The following is a 16,201-nucleotide window of genomic DNA, read 5'->3' on the forward strand; positions in this document are numbered from 1 at the left end:
TGAAATGGCCGGTCGGAAAAGACACCGGCCATTTTTTTATGCCCCGATAACTGATTGTCTATTGAGCTAATGAACAATTTGCGGCATAAACAGAGTTCCGTATACAGACTGGCGTGGAAATACCGGATGAAATTTCTCGGGAAAGTGCTGCTAACGTTATTACTGCTATTAGTACTGTCTATAGTGCTGTGCTATGTACTGCTTCAAACTAGCTGGGCTGCTGGTTGGTTAAGCCGTTGGGTCAGTGATAACAGTGAATATCGCCTCTCTCTGGGGAAAATAGACCACTCATGGTCACAACCTGGGCAAATCAGCTTTACTGATGTCACGCTAGGGCGGGCCAAGCAACCTCCATTTCTTATTGCTCAGCAGGCCGTATTTGGTCTGGGCTGGCAACAACTGACCGAGCCTCGCCATTTTCTCAGCCTTAATTTGCAAAATGGTAGTTTAACCCTCAATAACAGCACATCACCGCTACCTTTGCAGGCTGATACTTTGCGGCTGACCAATATGGCGCTGAATACCACTATTGAGCCGCAAAATGCGGCTGGTCAGTGGAAAGTGGTTGGGCAACAAGTCAATGGCGGGCTGATCCCTTGGCAGCCACTACCCGGTAATAGTTTGGGCGAAAATGCCCAATTTCAGTTCAGCGCGGGTTCTTTGACCATCAATGGCATTACTGCTGAAAAACTGTATCTGCAAGGTTCAATACAGAAAAACACTCTTACTTTGAATAATTTCGGGGCTGATATCGCGCAAGGGGAACTGACGGGTAATGCCAGCCAATCCGCTGACGGAAGTTGGCTAGTCGATCGCTTGCGCTTGAGTAATATTCGCCTGCAAACCTCGGCAGCATTAGAAGATATCTGGAAGACCTTTTTACAACTTCCGCCTATTACGCTAAAGCGCCTTGATTTAATTGATGCGCGGGTTGAAGGAAAAAACTGGGCGTTTAATGATTTAGATCTCACTCTTAAAAATATCACGTTTAAGCAAGGTGACTGGCAAAGTGATGATGGGGAATTATCCCTTAATGCCGGTGACATTATTAAAGGTAATATTCATCTGATTGACCCTATCGCGACATTAGCACTATCGCCAGCAGGAGTAGCCATTAATCAGTTCTCCACTCGTTGGCAAGATGGTCTATTAAGAACTCAGGGGAGCTGGGCGCGGGATACCCACCGCCTACAACTCGATGAGCTGACACTGGTGGCTCTGGTTTATACCCTCCCCACTGACTGGAAGCAGCAATGGCAGCAAACACTGCCAAACTGGTTGTCTGAGGTGTATATCAGCAAGTTAAGTGCTAACCGTAACTTGTTGATTGATATTAGCCCAGACTTCCCATTCCAAATTACATCACTGGATGCAGCGGGGGGTAATTTACTGCTCGCCAAAAATCATCAGTGGGGAGTGTGGTCTGGCTCATTAATGTTGAATGCCGGGAATGCGACTTTTAATAAAAACGATGTCCGCCGCCCATCATTAGCTCTAAGCGCTAATGAACAACAAATTACAGTGAGTGATTTAAGTGCTTTCACCACAGAGGGATTGCTGGAAGCCAGCGCCACGATTGACCAAACACCCGCCAGAACCTTCTCACTCGCGCTGACTGGCCGCTCTGTCGACCTTAACATTTTACAAAATTGGGGCTGGCCAACATTATCGCGACAAGGACTACCGCTGCAAGGGCTGGGTAATTTGAAATTGCAGATAAAAGGTAACTTGGCAGCAGATAAGCCATTGAAACCAACCCTTAATGGCTCTCTGCAAGCCACTGATAGCCACGGGCAGCAAGTTAATCAGACAATGCAGCACGGCGAGGTGCATGGCATAGCAGGGCAATAAGGGCGGTTAATACTGCCTTACCAGATTGCCATTGAGTAACAACCGCCGATTACGTTAAATACCTCATGTAATCGGCGCAGCAGCTTATCCCTGCATAAGCGGGAAAGAACCTGAATATTCAAAGAAGCTTTGCGGGACATAATTATTGATCTTATTTTCATAGCAATAATCCACTATCTGCCGCCGACTGGAAACACCAGCCTTATCATATATTTTCTGAGTAATATTACTGACAGTTCTGGATGATAAATGGAGCTTTTTCGCAATATCTTTACTGGAGAATGAGTGTAAAATATAAAATAAAACCTCCCATTCCTTTTTGGTAAATAATTCTGATGGCGGAGTGAATACAAGAGATGTGGGTACTTTTATCTTATTTAAATGCGTTAATATGACATCCTGCACCGGCCTGGCATGGCAAATAACCCCTTGTGAAATGCCGTTTTCATCGATTAAAGGATATTTATCACAAAAATAAGCTGTGAAATAAGAAAGTCCATTAAGTAGATGTATTTCAACCGATGTAACACGATCCTGTATTAACTCCACCTGCCTATCTTGCCTCTGAAATTCGACTTCAAACTCTGAGACTGGAGTAGGAAGTTCACCATCAAACCGCCCTTCCACATTATATTTTTTAGGCAAATCTAAAAATTCATTGAATTTAGGATTTGCATAAATATATCTTGATTGATTATCTTTTACCTCCCATGGTTCTGAACTGTGTTCCCAAAATCTTATTAGTACATCCAGTGAATTCTTTAAGTTTTCATCCATTATAACCTCCAGTTATATTTTAACTTTCCTTATGTTAATGGGAAAGAACCTGAGTATTCAAAGAAGCTTTGCGGGACATAATTATTGATCTTATTTTCATAACAATAATCTATGACCTGATTTTTACTGGTAACTCCAGCTTTGCTATAGATGCTTTGGATTATATTGCAGACTGACCTAGGTGATAAATGGAGTTTTTTAGCAATCTCTTTACTTGAAAAAGCATGCAAAACATAAAACAACACTTCCCATTCTCTTTTGGTGAACAACTCTGATGGTGGTGTAAATAACAGTGACGTGGGTACTTTTATTTTATTTAAATGGGTTAATATTATATCTTCTACCGGCCTACCATGACAAATAACCCCTTGAGACACGCCATTACTATCTATTAATGGATATTTATCAACGAAATAAGGAGTGAAATATGAAAGCCCATCCCACGCATGTATTTCAACCGCTGTTATACGATCCTGTGACAATTCCACCTGACGATCATGTTTTTGAAATTCAACCTCAAACTCTGATATTGGTGCAGGAATATCTCCATCCGTTCGTCCTTCCAGAGTAAACCCACCAGGTAAGGTTAATAACTTACGCAACCTATTATTTCCATAAATATATCGTGATTGACTATCTTTTACTGCCCAAGGTTCTGAGCTTCGCTCCCAAAATGGGATTAACATTTTAACTGAATCTAATAACGATTTATCCATCGTCTTACCCTCCTAGATTTTTCTTATTCTTCGAGTAATGCTACATCCGCGATAATCGATAAATCGACTAGGCCATATTTCTTGCGGAGTAATACCAATAGCGTTTGCAATAATCATCTCACCCTTTGGCCATGGGCGTGTCAGTGCGTTAGCCAGTGTTCCGGGGGAAAGCCCGCTCTCTCGTGATAATGCTGAGAGAGAGCCTTTCTTTTTGCGTATAGCGGCTAATATCTCTTGTCTATGCCAGTCCTTATTCATCTTAATTCCCTCTTTAATAAAAATTAAAAACATCAATAAACTTAATAATCCGACAATAAAATTAGCTTATTAATAACAACCTAAGATAGGGTGAAAATTAAAAAATAAAATAAAATGTCGGGTGATGAGTAATTAAATAACGATTACCACGCATCGTCTAGTGTATTACTTACTCTATTTACTGCTAGGTGATATTGAGAAATGGTTAAGAAATAAATATGAAATTTTCTAGCGATAGGAATAAAAATTATCACCACTGTATTAATCAAAACAAACAGTGTAGAACTAAAAAATAGAATATATTTGATAGTATTATGAAAGGTTAGAACATTAAATCACACTTCACTGCCATCATTTATCGCGCAACCCGCTCATCAGTTATCAATGAACGGGTAAGATAATAATTAGTTAACCCCATCACTCCCTGCTTCGACGGGTAGAACCATGTAAGTTCCTGAGAATACGGCACCAGCATCTTCATCGCCAAATAAGTTCACATCTAGCTGCACTCTGGCACGGCGGCCACGCGCCAATCTATCCAGATCCCCACTGAGTGAACTCAGCTCTGCAACCGCTCGTGGTCGTCCAGTGACGGGAGAACTGTAGCGAATATGAGCATCAGCAAGAATAATTGTGCCGCCCAAATGACGTTCTCGCAGTAATAACCAAATCAACCCCCAGCCCGTTAACGTCGCTAACGAAAAAAGGCTGCCGGCAAATAAAGTATGATGAGGGTTCTGATTGCCCGCCTCTGGCATCGTGGTCACAAACCGCTGGCCAGTATATTGGCTGATGCGCACACCCATTTTTTCGCTGAGTGGGATATGGTCGTACCAAGCCTGCTGCAACTGGCCGCACCAATCTGGGCGATGCAGGATATCATCCATGGTTGCCACCGGTTTAATCATTAAAAAGTGACGAACGGGTGTGGTCTGCGGGGCCGTTATTTCCCCTTGGCTGACAAAACCTAACTTGGCAAAGAAATCGACCGCATCTTCACGAGCACTACACACTACCCGCTTTACCCCTTCTTGGCGCGCCACAGACTCCAACGTCATCGCGACTAACGTCCCTAACCCCTTAGCACGAACTGAAGGGTCCACAGCCAGAAAGCGAATAGCGGCCTCATTATCAGCATTTATATATAAACGGCCAATAGCAACAGGCTTCCCTTGCTCATCCACCACCATTTGATGATGGGCCATCGCGTCATAAGCATCTTTTTCAGAGCCTATCGGTTGATGTAGCGGCTTGCGTAACATTTCCCAACGGAATTGATAATAATCTTTAAGTTCTTGTTCTGTTGTGGGCACACGCAAGTGATACATAGGAGCATTCTCTCTTTAAAATTATCAATAAAATCTATATTAGATTCCTCAATCTTGGGTGAAATCCTGTCTCTATACTTGCAACCAGAAAGTCACTGGGCCATCGTTGACCAAGCTAACTTTCATATCCGCTGCAAATATTCCCGTTTCAGTTTTTACACCACGCTCGCGGCACTGAGCAACAAAATACTGATAAAGCCGGTCAGCTTCTGCAGGAACTGCACCTCGTGAAAAGCTCGGTCTCATACCTTTTTGCGTATCAGCCACTAACGTAAATTGTGAAACCACCAGCACACTGCCCCCAGCTTGCTGAACATTCAGATTCATTTTGTCGTCTTCATCACCGAAAACCCGGTAACCCAATACCTTTTCACATAAGCGCCGTGCTTTTTGCTCGGTATCCTCTTGTTCGACACCAAGTAATATCAACAAGCCAGGGCCAATTTCACCCACAACCGTCCCATCAACCACGACATTGGCGCTGAGCGCCCGTTGAATCAACGCAATCATAATGCCTTACATCTCCTGACTCTGGCTTTCCTCGATATTCGTTTTATCTCGCTGAGCACGATATTCCCCCAAGGTGACGGTAATTTCCGCCCCCAGCAACACAATGCACCAGCTCCAGTAAACCCAGAGGAATAAAATAGGGATGACGGCCAGCACCCCGTAAATCAGCTGATAAGACGGAAACAAAGTGATGTACATTGTGAATCCTTTCTTACCTAACTCGAAAAGCAATGCGGCAATCAGCGCGCCAATCACAGCATCTCGGGCTGGCACCCGTACCGTTGGCACCACACTGTACAATAACCAAAACGAAACCCAAGAAATCAGCAATGGAAATAACCGCAGTGTTTCGTCGATCATGCTGTCTACCTGGGCATTTGCCAGCCATTGCAATGACAGCAGATACGAGCTGATCACCATGCTGGCCCCGACGAGAATCGGCCCTAACGTCAGTACCATCCAATAAATAGCAAATGAAAAAACCAGTGACCGGTGAACTTTACTGCGCCAGATAGTGTTGAGCACACTGTCGACAGAGTAAATCAGCAGTAGCGCGGTCACAATCAAGCCGCAAGTGCCCACCACCGTCATGCGATTTGAGTTCGCCACAAATTGCTCAAGATAATTTTGGATGATGTCGCCGGTGGCAGGCATAAAATTAGCGAATATGAAGGCTTTCAATTTTATGCTGATATCGGCAAACATCGGAAAAGCCGCAAACAGGGCAAAAATCACAGTTATCAACGGCACCAGAGAAAGCAATGATACATAGGCCAAATGCCCAGCCAGTATTGTTAACCCGTCTTTATCAATTCGGGTGTAAAGCATTCGCCCGAACGTAATACTGGGTTTTAAAGATGCAGATAAGCGAAAACGCGGAAAATTCGCCATGTTTATCTCTCAGTCAACACAGTTAAGCTCGGTTATGGGCTAGCTTAAGGCTAACCCATTAATCACTCGAGTAAGAACTTATCAGGAAAAATAAGCAGGAATAACCTTTCGGTCAGTGACATGAATACCGGTAATGCCCTCAATTCTGGCTGCAACAATATTCGCCTCAACATCATCAAAAAACACAGCTTGTTCCGCAGGGATATTTTCCGCGCTCAATATATGTTGATAAATCCTGGCTTCAGGTTTGCGCATCCCCAAGTCTTGGGACAAATACAGATGATCGGCAGCAGCGGCAACTTCAGGGTAGTGCTGTGGCCAGTAATTGCAATGCAGGCGATTAGTATTAGATAGCACCACTACCCGGTGCCCTTCTGCCCGCAACTTTTGCATAATCGTGATGACTTCAGGACGTAAGGCCACAAATACCGCCTGCCAACCCTCAGCAAACTGTTCAAAACTCAATGATAGCCCCATCTCGTCACTCAGCTGGCGGGCAAAATCCTCATCGCTGATTTCACCGCGCTCATGCTGCTGGAAGACCTCTCCCATCGTAAAGCGCTCGCTCAGTGTCGCCAACGGGACACTGCTTAATTTACTCCAGACGCCCAACACACGTTTGAAGTCGATATCAACAATCACATTCCCTAGATCAAAGATATACAGCATGGCGCTCTCCCAATTAGATGGTGAGTTTTACTGTAACGGGAAAAAAGAAAACTGAATAGAGAGAGTGGCAAAAAGGAGGGGTCAGTCAGGAAAAATAATATTTTTACCGGAGGTAATTATAACAAACAGATTTCAAGTTGCAGGAAGGCGGCAAAAGAGAGAGACCCGATGAGCTTACTCGAGTAAGTGATTCGGGTGAACGAAAGCAGCCAACACATCTGCGGCTTGAAAGATGAGAACTCAGGGCGCTTTTCGCGCCCTAAGTATCAGTAGAACTAAGAAGAATTAACCTTCTTTAGGACCACGACCTGCACGCTTACGATCGTTTTCCGTTAAATGACGCTTACGGATACGGATCGATTGCGGGGTAACTTCAACCAATTCATCGTCATCAATGAATTCCAGAGCCTGTTCCAGAGTTTTCTTCAGGAAAGGAACCAGAGTGGTTGCTTCGTCAGTACCCGATGCACGCATGTTGGTCAACTGCTTACCCGTCAAACAGTTTACAGTCAGGTCGTTAGAACGTGAGTGAATACCGATGATTTGGCCTTCATACACTTCTGTACCGTGACCGATGAACAGTTTGCCGCGGTCTTGCAGTTTGAACAATGCAAACGCAACAGCTTTACCCTGACCATTAGAAATCAGTACGCCGTTTTGACGTTGGCCGATCTCGCCTGGACGCACATCATCATAATGACTGAATGTGGAGTACAGCAGGCCAGTACCTGAAGTCATGGTCATGAATTCAGTACGGAAGCCAATCAGGCCACGGCTTGGGATCATATAATCCAGACGAATACGACCTTTGCCGTCCGGAACCATGTCCTTCACATCGCCTTTACGTTCACCCATGGCTTGCATCACTGAGCCCTGGTGCTGTTCTTCGATATCCAAAGTTACGCTTTCAAATGGTTCTTGATTGCGGCCGTCGATAACACGGTTGATAACTTTAGGACGAGATACAGCCAGTTCGAAACCTTCGCGACGCATGTTTTCGATCAGAACCGACAGGTGAAGTTCACCACGGCCAGATACGCGGAACGCATCAGAATCTTCAGTTTCTTCAACACGCAATGCTACGTTATGAATCAGCTCTTTGTTCAGGCGGTCAAGAATTTGACGTGAAGTCACGTACTTACCTTCTTTACCACAGAACGGAGAGGTGTTAACGCAGAAATACATGGTAACGGTTGGTTCATCAACAGACAGTGCTGGCAATGCTTCAACAGCATTAACGTCACAGATAGTGTCGGAGATGTTCAACTCACCCAGACCGGTGATAGCCACGATGTCGCCAGCTTCAGCCTCGGTAGCTTCGATACGCTCCAGACCCATGTGAGTCAGAACTTTACCGACTTTACCGTTACGCGTCTTGCCTTCGCTATCAATGATAGTGACTTGCTGGTTTGGCTTAACTTTACCGCGTTTGATACGACCGATGCCGATAACACCAACATAGTTGTTGTAATCCAGCTGAGAGATCTGCATCTGGAACGGCGCTTCAAGCTCAACTTGTGGCGCAGATACATGGTCAACGATAGCTTGATACAACGGAGTCATGTCTGCCGCCATATCATTGTGGTCTTCACCCGCGATACCCATCAATGCAGATGCATAAATGATAGGGAAGTCCAGTTGTTCGTCAGTTGCATCCAGGTTGACGAACAGGTCAAACACCTGATCCACAACCCAGTCAGGACGCGCGCCAGGACGGTCAACTTTGTTGATTACCACGATTGGTTTCAGACCATTAGCAAAAGCTTTTTTGGTCACGAAACGGGTCTGCGGCATCGGGCCATCCATTGCGTCGACGACCAACAGCACAGAGTCAACCATAGACATTACGCGCTCAACTTCACCACCGAAATCGGCGTGTCCTGGAGTATCCACGATGTTGATGCGGTAGTCTTTCCATTTAATGGCAGTATTTTTTGCGAGGATAGTTATCCCACGCTCTTTCTCCAAATCGTTGGAGTCCATTACACGTTCAGTTGCTTCAGTACGTTCACCGAAAGTACCAGATTGTTGTAGCAACTTATCAACCAGGGTAGTTTTCCCATGGTCAACGTGCGCAATAATGGCGATGTTACGCAGATTCTCGATCACAGCTTTTTTGCCTCAGGCATTTAGAAATAGCGCGCTATTGTACACGTATTAGGCGAGGGACTAAACAAGATCACAAACTTCTCTTATAAACAACCTAACGACGGTGTGTTTGTGATCCCTTTCACGGTGCAAAAACAGCCTCTCGGCCCACTTTTGCACCAATACGGTGCCCAATGGCGCAAATGAAGCACCAAAATAGTGCAATATAACTATCCTGGTGCATACTGAATATCAGCAGACCCCTATGATATGGCATAAACGGGGGGTTTGGAAAGTTGGCATAGATTTCGCAATGTATTTTAGCATGAATAACGGTCATGAAAAATCAGCATGGACGTTAGCCTGCATAAAAAGATAACTGAACACCCTAACGGTAATCGTTCCACGACGACGACTATGACAAATCCAGGAGATATAAGTATGTCCGCTGAACATGTTTTGACGATGCTGAATGAGCACGAAGTGAAATTTGTTGATTTGCGCTTCACCGATACTAAAGGGAAAGAACAGCACATCACTATTCCAGCTCATCAGGTCAACGCTGACTTCTTCGAAGAAGGCAAAATGTTTGATGGCTCCTCGATTGGTGGCTGGAAAGGCATTAACGAATCCGACATGGTACTGATGCCAGACGCCAGCACCGCTGTTATGGACCCGTTCTTCGAAGATTCCACACTGATTATCCGTTGTGACATTCTCGAGCCAGGCACCCTGCAAGGTTATGACCGCGACCCGCGTTCTATCTCCAAACGCGCAGAAGAATTCCTGAAATCTTCGGGTATCGCGGATACCGTGTTGTTTGGGCCTGAGCCAGAATTCTTCCTGTTCGATGACGTTCGTTTTGGTAGCAGCATCCGTGGTTCCCACGTCGCTATCGATGATATCGAAGGCGCATGGAACTCCAGCACCAAATACGAAGGCGGCAACAAAGGCCATCGTCCAGCAGTAAAAGGCGGTTACTTCCCTGTCCCTCCGGTCGATTCTTCACAGGATTTGCGTTCTACCATGTGTTTGACCATGGAAGAAATGGGCCTGGTTGTTGAAGCGCACCACCATGAAGTGGCAACAGCCGGTCAAAACGAAGTGGCTACTCGCTTCAATACCATGACCAAGAAAGCTGACGAAATTCAGATTTACAAATACGTTGTGCACAACGTGGCACACGCGTTTGGTAAAACCGCGACTTTCATGCCAAAACCTATGTTCGGTGATAACGGTTCCGGCATGCACTGCCATATGTCTTTGTCCAAGAACGGCACTAACTTGTTCGCAGGTGACAAATACGCGGGCCTGTCTGAAATGGCGCTGTTCTATATCGGCGGTATCATCAAGCACGCAAAAGCAATTAATGCCTTGGCTAACCCAACGACAAACTCCTACAAGCGTTTGGTCCCAGGCTACGAAGCACCGGTAATGCTGGCATACTCTGCCCGTAACCGTTCAGCTTCTATCCGTATCCCTGTGGTTGCCAGCCCGAAAGCGCGTCGTATTGAAGCGCGTTTCCCAGACCCAGCGGCTAACCCGTACCTGTGCTTCGCAGCGCTGCTGATGGCTGGCCTTGATGGCATCATCAACAAAATTCACCCTGGTGATGCGATGGACAAAAACCTGTATGACTTGCCACCGGAAGAAGAAGCTGAAATTCCAAAAGTAGCAGGCTCACTGGACGAAGCAATGGCTGCACTGAACGAAGACCGCGAGTTCTTGACCCGTGGTGGCGTGTTCACTGACGACGCTATCGATGCTTACATCGAACTGCGTAAAGAAGAAATGGACCGCGTTCGTATGACTCCGCACCCAGTTGAGTTCGAACTGTACTACAGCGTTTAATTGTTTTACCCAATAGATTTCAAGGTGTAGGAAGACGGCAAGCGAATAAATTCCGATGAGCTTACACCAGTAAGTGATTCGGGTGAGTGAGAGCAGCCAACACACCTACAACTTGAAAGATGAAGGGTTGTTGCCGTGGAAACTTTTGGCCCATTTCATAATGGGCTTTTTTCTCCACTTTTCGTTTTCATACCTCTGGCTCAGTGGTGACTGAACTGGAGTAAAATACAACCCAAAATAATTCGAGTTGCAAGAAGGCGGCAAGCAAGAGAGTCCTGATGAGCTTACATAGGTAAGTGATTCGGGTGATTGAACGCAGCCAACGCACATGCGGCTTGAAGTATGACGGGTTAGGAGTCTGCGTAATGGCAACAGGCACGCTGCCCGATGCTGGGCAGATCCTTAATTCTCTCATTAATAGCATCCTGCTATTAGATGATGATTTGGCTATCCATTATGCCAATCCCGCTGCCCAGCAACTTCTGGCGCAAAGCTCCCGTAAACTTTTTGGTACACCTTTGCCAGATTTATTAGGCTATTTTTCCCTCAATATCGACTTGATGCGGGAAAGCCTACATACGGGGCAAGGTTTTACCGATAATGAAGTGACATTAGTGGTTGATGGCCGTGCGCATATTTTATCGCTGACCGCGCAGTCATTACCGGAAGGTTTTATATTGCTGGAAATGGCACCGATGGATAACCAACGTCGGCTAAGCCAAGAGCAACTACAGCATGCACAACAAATCGCTGCACGCGATTTGGTTCGTGGGTTGGCACACGAGATTAAAAATCCACTGGGTGGCTTGCGCGGTGCGGCGCAGTTATTGTCAAAAGCTCTGCCCGATCCGGCGTTGCTGGAATACACCAAAGTCATCATTGAGCAAGCGGATCGCTTACGCAATCTGGTTGACCGCTTATTAGGCCCTCAGCGGCCCGGTCAACATGTGACACAAAGCATCCATCAGGTTGCTGAACGGGTTTGCCAACTCGTATCACTGGAAAAGCCGGATAACGTGACGTTAATCCGTGACTATGACCCCAGTTTACCGGAGCTGGCGCATGATCCCGACCAAATTGAACAAGTGCTACTGAATATCACCCGCAATGCATTACAAGCTTTAGGTGAAGCTGGCGGTACCATTACACTGCGCACTCGCACTGCATTTCAGATAACACTGCACGGTGTGCGCTATCGCTTGGCCGCGCGAATTGATATTGAAGATGATGGCCCAGGTGTACCAACGCAATTACAAGATACCGTCTTCTACCCGATGGTCAGTGGCCGCGAGGGAGGAACCGGCCTTGGCCTGTCGATTGCCCGCAGTCTAATTGACCAACATTCGGGTAAAATTGAATTTAACAGTTGGCCGGGACACACCGAATTCTCGGTTTACCTGCCTATTCGCCAGTGAGGTTTCTATGCAACGAGGGATAGTCTGGATCGTCGATGACGATAGCTCCATCCGCTGGGTGCTTGAGCGCGCACTGACTGGAGCGGGTCTGAACTGTGTAACATTTGATTCCGGTAATCAGGTGTTGGATGCATTGGCGACACAAACTCCGGACGTGTTGTTATCAGATATTCGTATGCCCGGCATGGATGGATTGGCACTGCTGAAACAAATTAAACAGCGCCACCCAATGCTCCCGGTCATCATAATGACGGCACATTCTGATTTAGATGCGGCAGTCAGCGCCTATCAGCAAGGGGCTTTTGATTACCTGCCCAAGCCCTTTGATATTGATGAAGCTGTCGCGCTGGTTGAACGGGCGATTAGCCATTATCAAGAACAGCAACAACCGCCCCGTAGCCAGCCTGCAAGCGGCCCAACCGCAGATATCATTGGTGAAGCGCCGGCGATGCAGGACGTTTTCCGCATCATTGGGCGCTTATCCCGCTCCTCTATCAGCGTGCTGATTAACGGCGAATCGGGAACCGGTAAAGAGTTAGTGGCCCATGCACTACATCGCCATAGCCCTCGGGCTAAAGCGCCTTTCATCGCGCTGAATATGGCGGCGATCCCGAAAGACTTAATTGAGTCCGAGCTGTTTGGCCACGAAAAAGGGGCCTTTACCGGCGCTAATCAGGTGCGCCAGGGCCGTTTTGAACAAGCTGATGGCGGCACACTGTTTTTAGATGAAATCGGTGATATGCCGCTGGATGTGCAAACTCGCCTATTGCGCGTTTTGGCTGATGGCCAGTTTTATCGGGTTGGCGGTTACGCGCCGGTCAAAGTGGATGTGCGCATCATTGCCGCGACCCATCAAAATCTGGAGCTGCGGGTTCAGGAAGGGAAATTCCGTGAGGATTTATTCCATCGTCTGAATGTGATTCGAGTGCATTTACCGCCGCTGCGTGAGCGCCGTGAAGATATTCCGCGCCTGGCACGCTACTTCTTGCAAGTGGCCGCTAAAGAGCTTGGGGTGGAAGCCAAGATTCTGCATCCTGAAACTGAAGTCGCGCTAACTCGCCTCCCCTGGCAGGGTAACGTTCGCCAACTGGAAAATACCTGTCGTTGGCTGACGGTGATGGCGGCTGGGCAAGAAGTGCTGGTGCAGGATTTACCTTCCGAGCTATTTGAAACCAGCACCCCGGATGCTTCTGGTCAACGCACACCGGACAATTGGTCAACACTGCTGGCGCAATGGGCTGATCGCGCATTACGTTCTGGTCATCAGGATTTGTTGTCAGAAGCACAGCCAGAAATGGAGCGCACGTTGTTAACCACGGCACTACGTCACACTCAAGGGCATAAACAGGAAGCTGCGCGCCTGTTGGGCTGGGGCCGTAATACGTTAACGCGTAAGTTGAAAGAGTTAGGAATGGAATAAATTTTATTTGAAAGTCACCCTCATCACTGAGGGTGACATCATCAGATCACTCGGGAAAACTGTTGCCGACGCGCTTGTTTGCGTAAATAGATATCAAAGCACATACAAATATTACGAATGAGTAAGCGCCCGCGCGGTGTCACACGAATGCCATTATCATCCCGCTCCACCAGCCCGTCTTGTTCAAAGGGGGCGAGTAATTCGAAATCTTCAGCAAAATAATCAGCAAAACGAATACCATAATGCTGTTCAATTGGCTGATAACTGATTTGGAAATTACAAATTAGCGTTTTAATCACGTCACGGCGCAAGCAATCATCTTCAGTCATGGTCAGACCGCGCCACAATGCATTGCCTCGTTGCTCGACAACGGCATAGTAAGTCTTCAAATCTTTTTCGTTTTGCGCGTAACTGTCACCTAACATACTGATGGCAGAAACCCCCAATCCGAGTAAATCACTCTCACCTTGGGTGGTATAACCTTGGAAATTACGATGTAATTTCCCTTCCCGCTGGGCAACGGCTAACTCATCATCGGGCCGGGCGAAGTGATCCATCCCGATAAACTGATAGCCGGATTCGGTTAAGAAACTGATGGTATGCTGCAAGATATCCAGCCGCTGCTCGGCGGTGGGTAAATCAGCATCTTTAATTTTGCGCTGTGCGGCAAACAAGCTCGGCAGATGGGCATAATTGAAGACACTCAGGCGGTCGGGGCTAAGTTCAGCCACCCGCTTGAGGGTAAACGCAAAGCTTTCTGGCGTCTGTTTTGGCAAACCATAAATCAAATCAATATTGGTTGAGTTAAAACCGAGAGCTTTAGCGCGAGCAATCAGCGCGAAGATAAAGTCTTCATCTTGCTCACGGTTAACCAACCGTTGAACTTCCTTATTGAAATCCTGCACCCCCATGCTCAGGCGGTTAAACCCCTCAGCCCGCAGGTGATCGAGCACATCCAGCTCAATTTCACGTGGATCGACTTCAATTGACTGCTCGGCACCGGGCAGAAAATCAAAGTTTTCACGCAACAGATTCATCAAATGAGTGATTTGTGTTTTATTTAGATAAGTGGGTGTCCCACCGCCCCAGTGCATCTGGCTAACCTGACGCCCGGCAAACAACGCGGCGCGCTGGCGGATCTCTTTTTCTAAGACCGCCAAATATTCATCAGCTTTATGTTGTTGACGTGTCACCAGCTTATTACAGCCACAGAAATAGCAAAGTTTATGACAAAACGGGATATGCACATACAGCGACAAAGGCCGCTGCGGGTAGCGTTTCACCGCCTGCTCAAAAGCAGATTCATCATAATCTTCACTAAATTCAAGGGCTGTGGGGTACGAGGTATAGCGCGGCCCTGAATAATTATATTTTTGAATCAGGGACAGATCCCAAACTATGGCGTTTTCAGACATGTTCATTCCTTCCGATATTTTCGCTTACCGGGCCGGTTAGGGGGCAGATGTTTTCGTTGTCTGGCCGCAGTAGCGCTGCGCAACCGCTTTCTTCGTTGCGACAGCCGCCATAGTTTACCCAATAACCACAATAGATAACATGTAAGTAGTAGGGCTATTATCGGGATCACCCACGCCATAATTTAAAATGTGTCTTTTGGATTACCGCTCTTCAGTAATTTTAGAATGTCTTCCTGCTTTTCTTCTTTCTCTTCTTCTTCATCGTCACCCAGTTCAATACCCAGTTTTTCCATCAGGGCATCAATACGGTCCAACGTCAGATCAACATAAGCTTGGTCTTCTTTGCTCAATATTTCGTCGTTATCGAGTCTATCCAGCAATGCATCCAGACGCTCATCGTTTTCCAGCTTAGTCAGCTCTTCTTCCGGCGTCAGGCGTGGCTTGGCTTCGACTTTCGCCACCGGCTTAGTGGTTGGCTTAGCTTTTATCTTACTGTCCACCACCAGAGGCACAGGCACTTTGCTGCCAATACGTGGATCTTTCTCTTGAGTCTCGGTTTGACCTTTCTTATTGCTGCCCTCGACATTGGTTCTCGCACCTGAGCGATTGCCACTGTGTCTTTTCTGACGTTTACGCTCGCGGGCTTCAATATCAAGCTCTACACGGGTTTTTTTATGACGCTTTGGTGTTGCGGTGCCTTTCGGGGCCGCACGGTCAGCGCGTGGTGCTTTATTGGGTTGTTTCATAACCTGTGCTCTTAAATGAATATGGGATCGGATTGAGTATATACCCGTCACCTTTCAAGTTGCAGATGCTCTCACTTGCCGTTTTCCTGCATCTTGAAATTTATTAGGTATAGGATTGGGCGGAATCTAGCAGAAAGAAGAGAAAGAAAAAAGGCGGCAGATTAACCTGTCGCCTTTTTTCGCACCTTCTGCGGAAGGATATCCTTACAGCGCACTCCCTGCACTTACATAACGTCCCGGTTTCTCCCTCCTGCAATTCGCTATCC

The 16,201-nt window shown here is 46.8% G+C and carries 14 protein-coding genes; 4 read left to right on the forward strand and 10 right to left on the reverse strand.

All coding sequences use genetic code 11. From position 1 onward, the window contains the following. The first annotated feature begins 126 nt into the window (after positions 1–126). Positions 127–1,851 carry an AsmA family protein gene (locus OP863_RS19545; protein ID WP_145589649.1) on the forward strand — a complete coding sequence of 575 codons (1,725 nt, stop codon included), beginning with the start codon at positions 127–129 and terminating at the stop codon, positions 1,849–1,851. An 84-nt stretch (positions 1,852–1,935) separates the two neighbouring features. Here the strand turns inward: OP863_RS19545 and OP863_RS19550 are convergent, their stop codons facing one another. From OP863_RS19550 to typA, 8 genes are all read right to left on the reverse strand, one after another. Further along, positions 1,936–2,628, reverse strand: coding sequence for a helix-turn-helix transcriptional regulator (locus OP863_RS19550; RefSeq protein ID WP_265525730.1), 693 nt, complete (start codon positions 2,626–2,628; stop codon positions 1,936–1,938). Between the two features lie 29 nt (positions 2,629–2,657). Then, positions 2,658–3,344 carry a helix-turn-helix transcriptional regulator gene (locus tag OP863_RS19555; RefSeq protein ID WP_145589651.1) on the reverse strand — a complete coding sequence of 229 codons (687 nt, stop codon included), beginning with the start codon at positions 3,342–3,344 and terminating at the stop codon, positions 2,658–2,660. 12 nt (positions 3,345–3,356) lie between these two features. Continuing rightward, positions 3,357–3,602, reverse strand: a complete 246-nt coding sequence (locus tag OP863_RS19560; RefSeq protein ID WP_145589652.1) for a helix-turn-helix domain-containing protein — start codon at positions 3,600–3,602, stop codon at positions 3,357–3,359. Between the two features lie 404 nt (positions 3,603–4,006). Next, on the reverse strand, positions 4,007–4,930 hold the full coding sequence (gene fabY / locus OP863_RS19565; RefSeq protein WP_038637829.1) for a fatty acid biosynthesis protein FabY: 924 nt from the start codon (positions 4,928–4,930) through the stop codon (positions 4,007–4,009). 72 nt (positions 4,931–5,002) lie between these two features. Next, the gene (dtd, locus tag OP863_RS19570; protein WP_038637827.1) at positions 5,003–5,440 is read right to left on the reverse strand and encodes a D-aminoacyl-tRNA deacylase; all 438 of its coding nucleotides are present in this window, start codon (positions 5,438–5,440) and stop codon (positions 5,003–5,005) included. 6 nt (positions 5,441–5,446) lie between these two features. Continuing rightward, a complete protein-coding gene (locus OP863_RS19575; protein WP_265525731.1) occupies positions 5,447–6,331 on the reverse strand; it encodes a virulence factor BrkB family protein in 885 nt (294 codons plus the stop codon). A gap of 81 nt (positions 6,332–6,412) precedes the next feature. Continuing rightward, positions 6,413–7,000: a glucose-1-phosphatase gene (gene yihX / locus OP863_RS19580; RefSeq protein WP_265525732.1), complete on the reverse strand. Its 588-nt coding sequence runs from the start codon at positions 6,998–7,000 to the stop codon at positions 6,413–6,415. A 285-nt stretch (positions 7,001–7,285) separates the two neighbouring features. Further along, on the reverse strand, positions 7,286–9,109 hold the full coding sequence (typA, locus tag OP863_RS19585) for a ribosome-dependent GTPase TypA (RefSeq protein WP_004392049.1): 1,824 nt from the start codon (positions 9,107–9,109) through the stop codon (positions 7,286–7,288). Positions 9,110–9,529: 420 nt separating this feature from the next. On the opposite strand from typA, the gene glnA reads away from it, so the two are divergent. From glnA to glnG, 3 genes are all read left to right on the forward strand, one after another. Further along, complete coding sequence (glnA, locus tag OP863_RS19590; protein WP_004392048.1) at positions 9,530–10,939, forward strand: glutamate--ammonia ligase; 1,410 nt, start codon at positions 9,530–9,532, stop codon at positions 10,937–10,939. A gap of 365 nt (positions 10,940–11,304) precedes the next feature. Beyond that, complete coding sequence (gene glnL / locus OP863_RS19595) at positions 11,305–12,354, forward strand: nitrogen regulation protein NR(II) (RefSeq protein WP_038637816.1); 1,050 nt, start codon at positions 11,305–11,307, stop codon at positions 12,352–12,354. 7 nt (positions 12,355–12,361) lie between these two features. After that, complete coding sequence (gene glnG / locus OP863_RS19600; RefSeq protein ID WP_038637813.1) at positions 12,362–13,774, forward strand: nitrogen regulation protein NR(I); 1,413 nt, start codon at positions 12,362–12,364, stop codon at positions 13,772–13,774. Between the two features lie 41 nt (positions 13,775–13,815). On the opposite strand, the gene hemN is transcribed toward glnG, so the two are convergent. Both hemN and yihI read right to left on the reverse strand, forming a co-directional pair. Beyond that, entirely contained in the window at positions 13,816–15,189 is a 1,374-nt protein-coding gene (gene hemN, locus OP863_RS19605) for an oxygen-independent coproporphyrinogen III oxidase (protein WP_145591978.1), read from the reverse strand. 182 nt (positions 15,190–15,371) lie between these two features. Then, positions 15,372–15,935 (reverse strand): Der GTPase-activating protein YihI, encoded by a 564-nt coding sequence (gene yihI / locus OP863_RS19610; RefSeq protein ID WP_265525733.1) that lies wholly within the window; start codon positions 15,933–15,935, stop codon positions 15,372–15,374. Positions 15,936–16,201 lie beyond the last annotated feature (266 nt).

Source organism: Yersinia sp. SCPM-O-B-9106 (C-191) (assembly GCF_026183365.1).
GTDB classification, from domain to species: Bacteria; Pseudomonadota; Gammaproteobacteria; order Enterobacterales; family Enterobacteriaceae; genus Yersinia; species Yersinia rochesterensis.

Bases quoted from the DNA above. Each gene is read 5' to 3' on its own strand.
- dtd (WP_038637827.1), bottom strand. From the start codon at position 5,440: ATGATTGCGTTGATTCAACGGGCGCTCAGCGCCAATGTCGTGGTTGAT.
- OP863_RS19560 (WP_145589652.1), bottom strand. From the start codon at position 3,602: ATGAATAAGGACTGGCATAGACAAGAGATATTAGCCGCTATACGCAAA.
- fabY (WP_038637829.1), bottom strand. From the start codon at position 4,930: ATGTATCACTTGCGTGTGCCCACAACAGAACAAGAACTTAAAGATTAT.
- glnL (WP_038637816.1), top strand. From the start codon at position 11,305: ATGGCAACAGGCACGCTGCCCGATGCTGGGCAGATCCTTAATTCTCTC.
- glnA (WP_004392048.1), top strand. From the start codon at position 9,530: ATGTCCGCTGAACATGTTTTGACGATGCTGAATGAGCACGAAGTGAAA.
- OP863_RS19550 (WP_265525730.1), bottom strand. From the start codon at position 2,628: ATGGATGAAAACTTAAAGAATTCACTGGATGTACTAATAAGATTTTGG.
- yihX (WP_265525732.1), bottom strand. From the start codon at position 7,000: ATGCTGTATATCTTTGATCTAGGGAATGTGATTGTTGATATCGACTTC.
- yihI (WP_265525733.1), bottom strand. From the start codon at position 15,935: ATGAAACAACCCAATAAAGCACCACGCGCTGACCGTGCGGCCCCGAAA.
- OP863_RS19545 (WP_145589649.1), top strand. From the start codon at position 127: ATGAAATTTCTCGGGAAAGTGCTGCTAACGTTATTACTGCTATTAGTA.
- OP863_RS19575 (WP_265525731.1), bottom strand. From the start codon at position 6,331: ATGGCGAATTTTCCGCGTTTTCGCTTATCTGCATCTTTAAAACCCAGT.
- OP863_RS19555 (WP_145589651.1), bottom strand. From the start codon at position 3,344: ATGGATAAATCGTTATTAGATTCAGTTAAAATGTTAATCCCATTTTGG.
- hemN (WP_145591978.1), bottom strand. From the start codon at position 15,189: ATGTCTGAAAACGCCATAGTTTGGGATCTGTCCCTGATTCAAAAATAT.
- glnG (WP_038637813.1), top strand. From the start codon at position 12,362: ATGCAACGAGGGATAGTCTGGATCGTCGATGACGATAGCTCCATCCGC.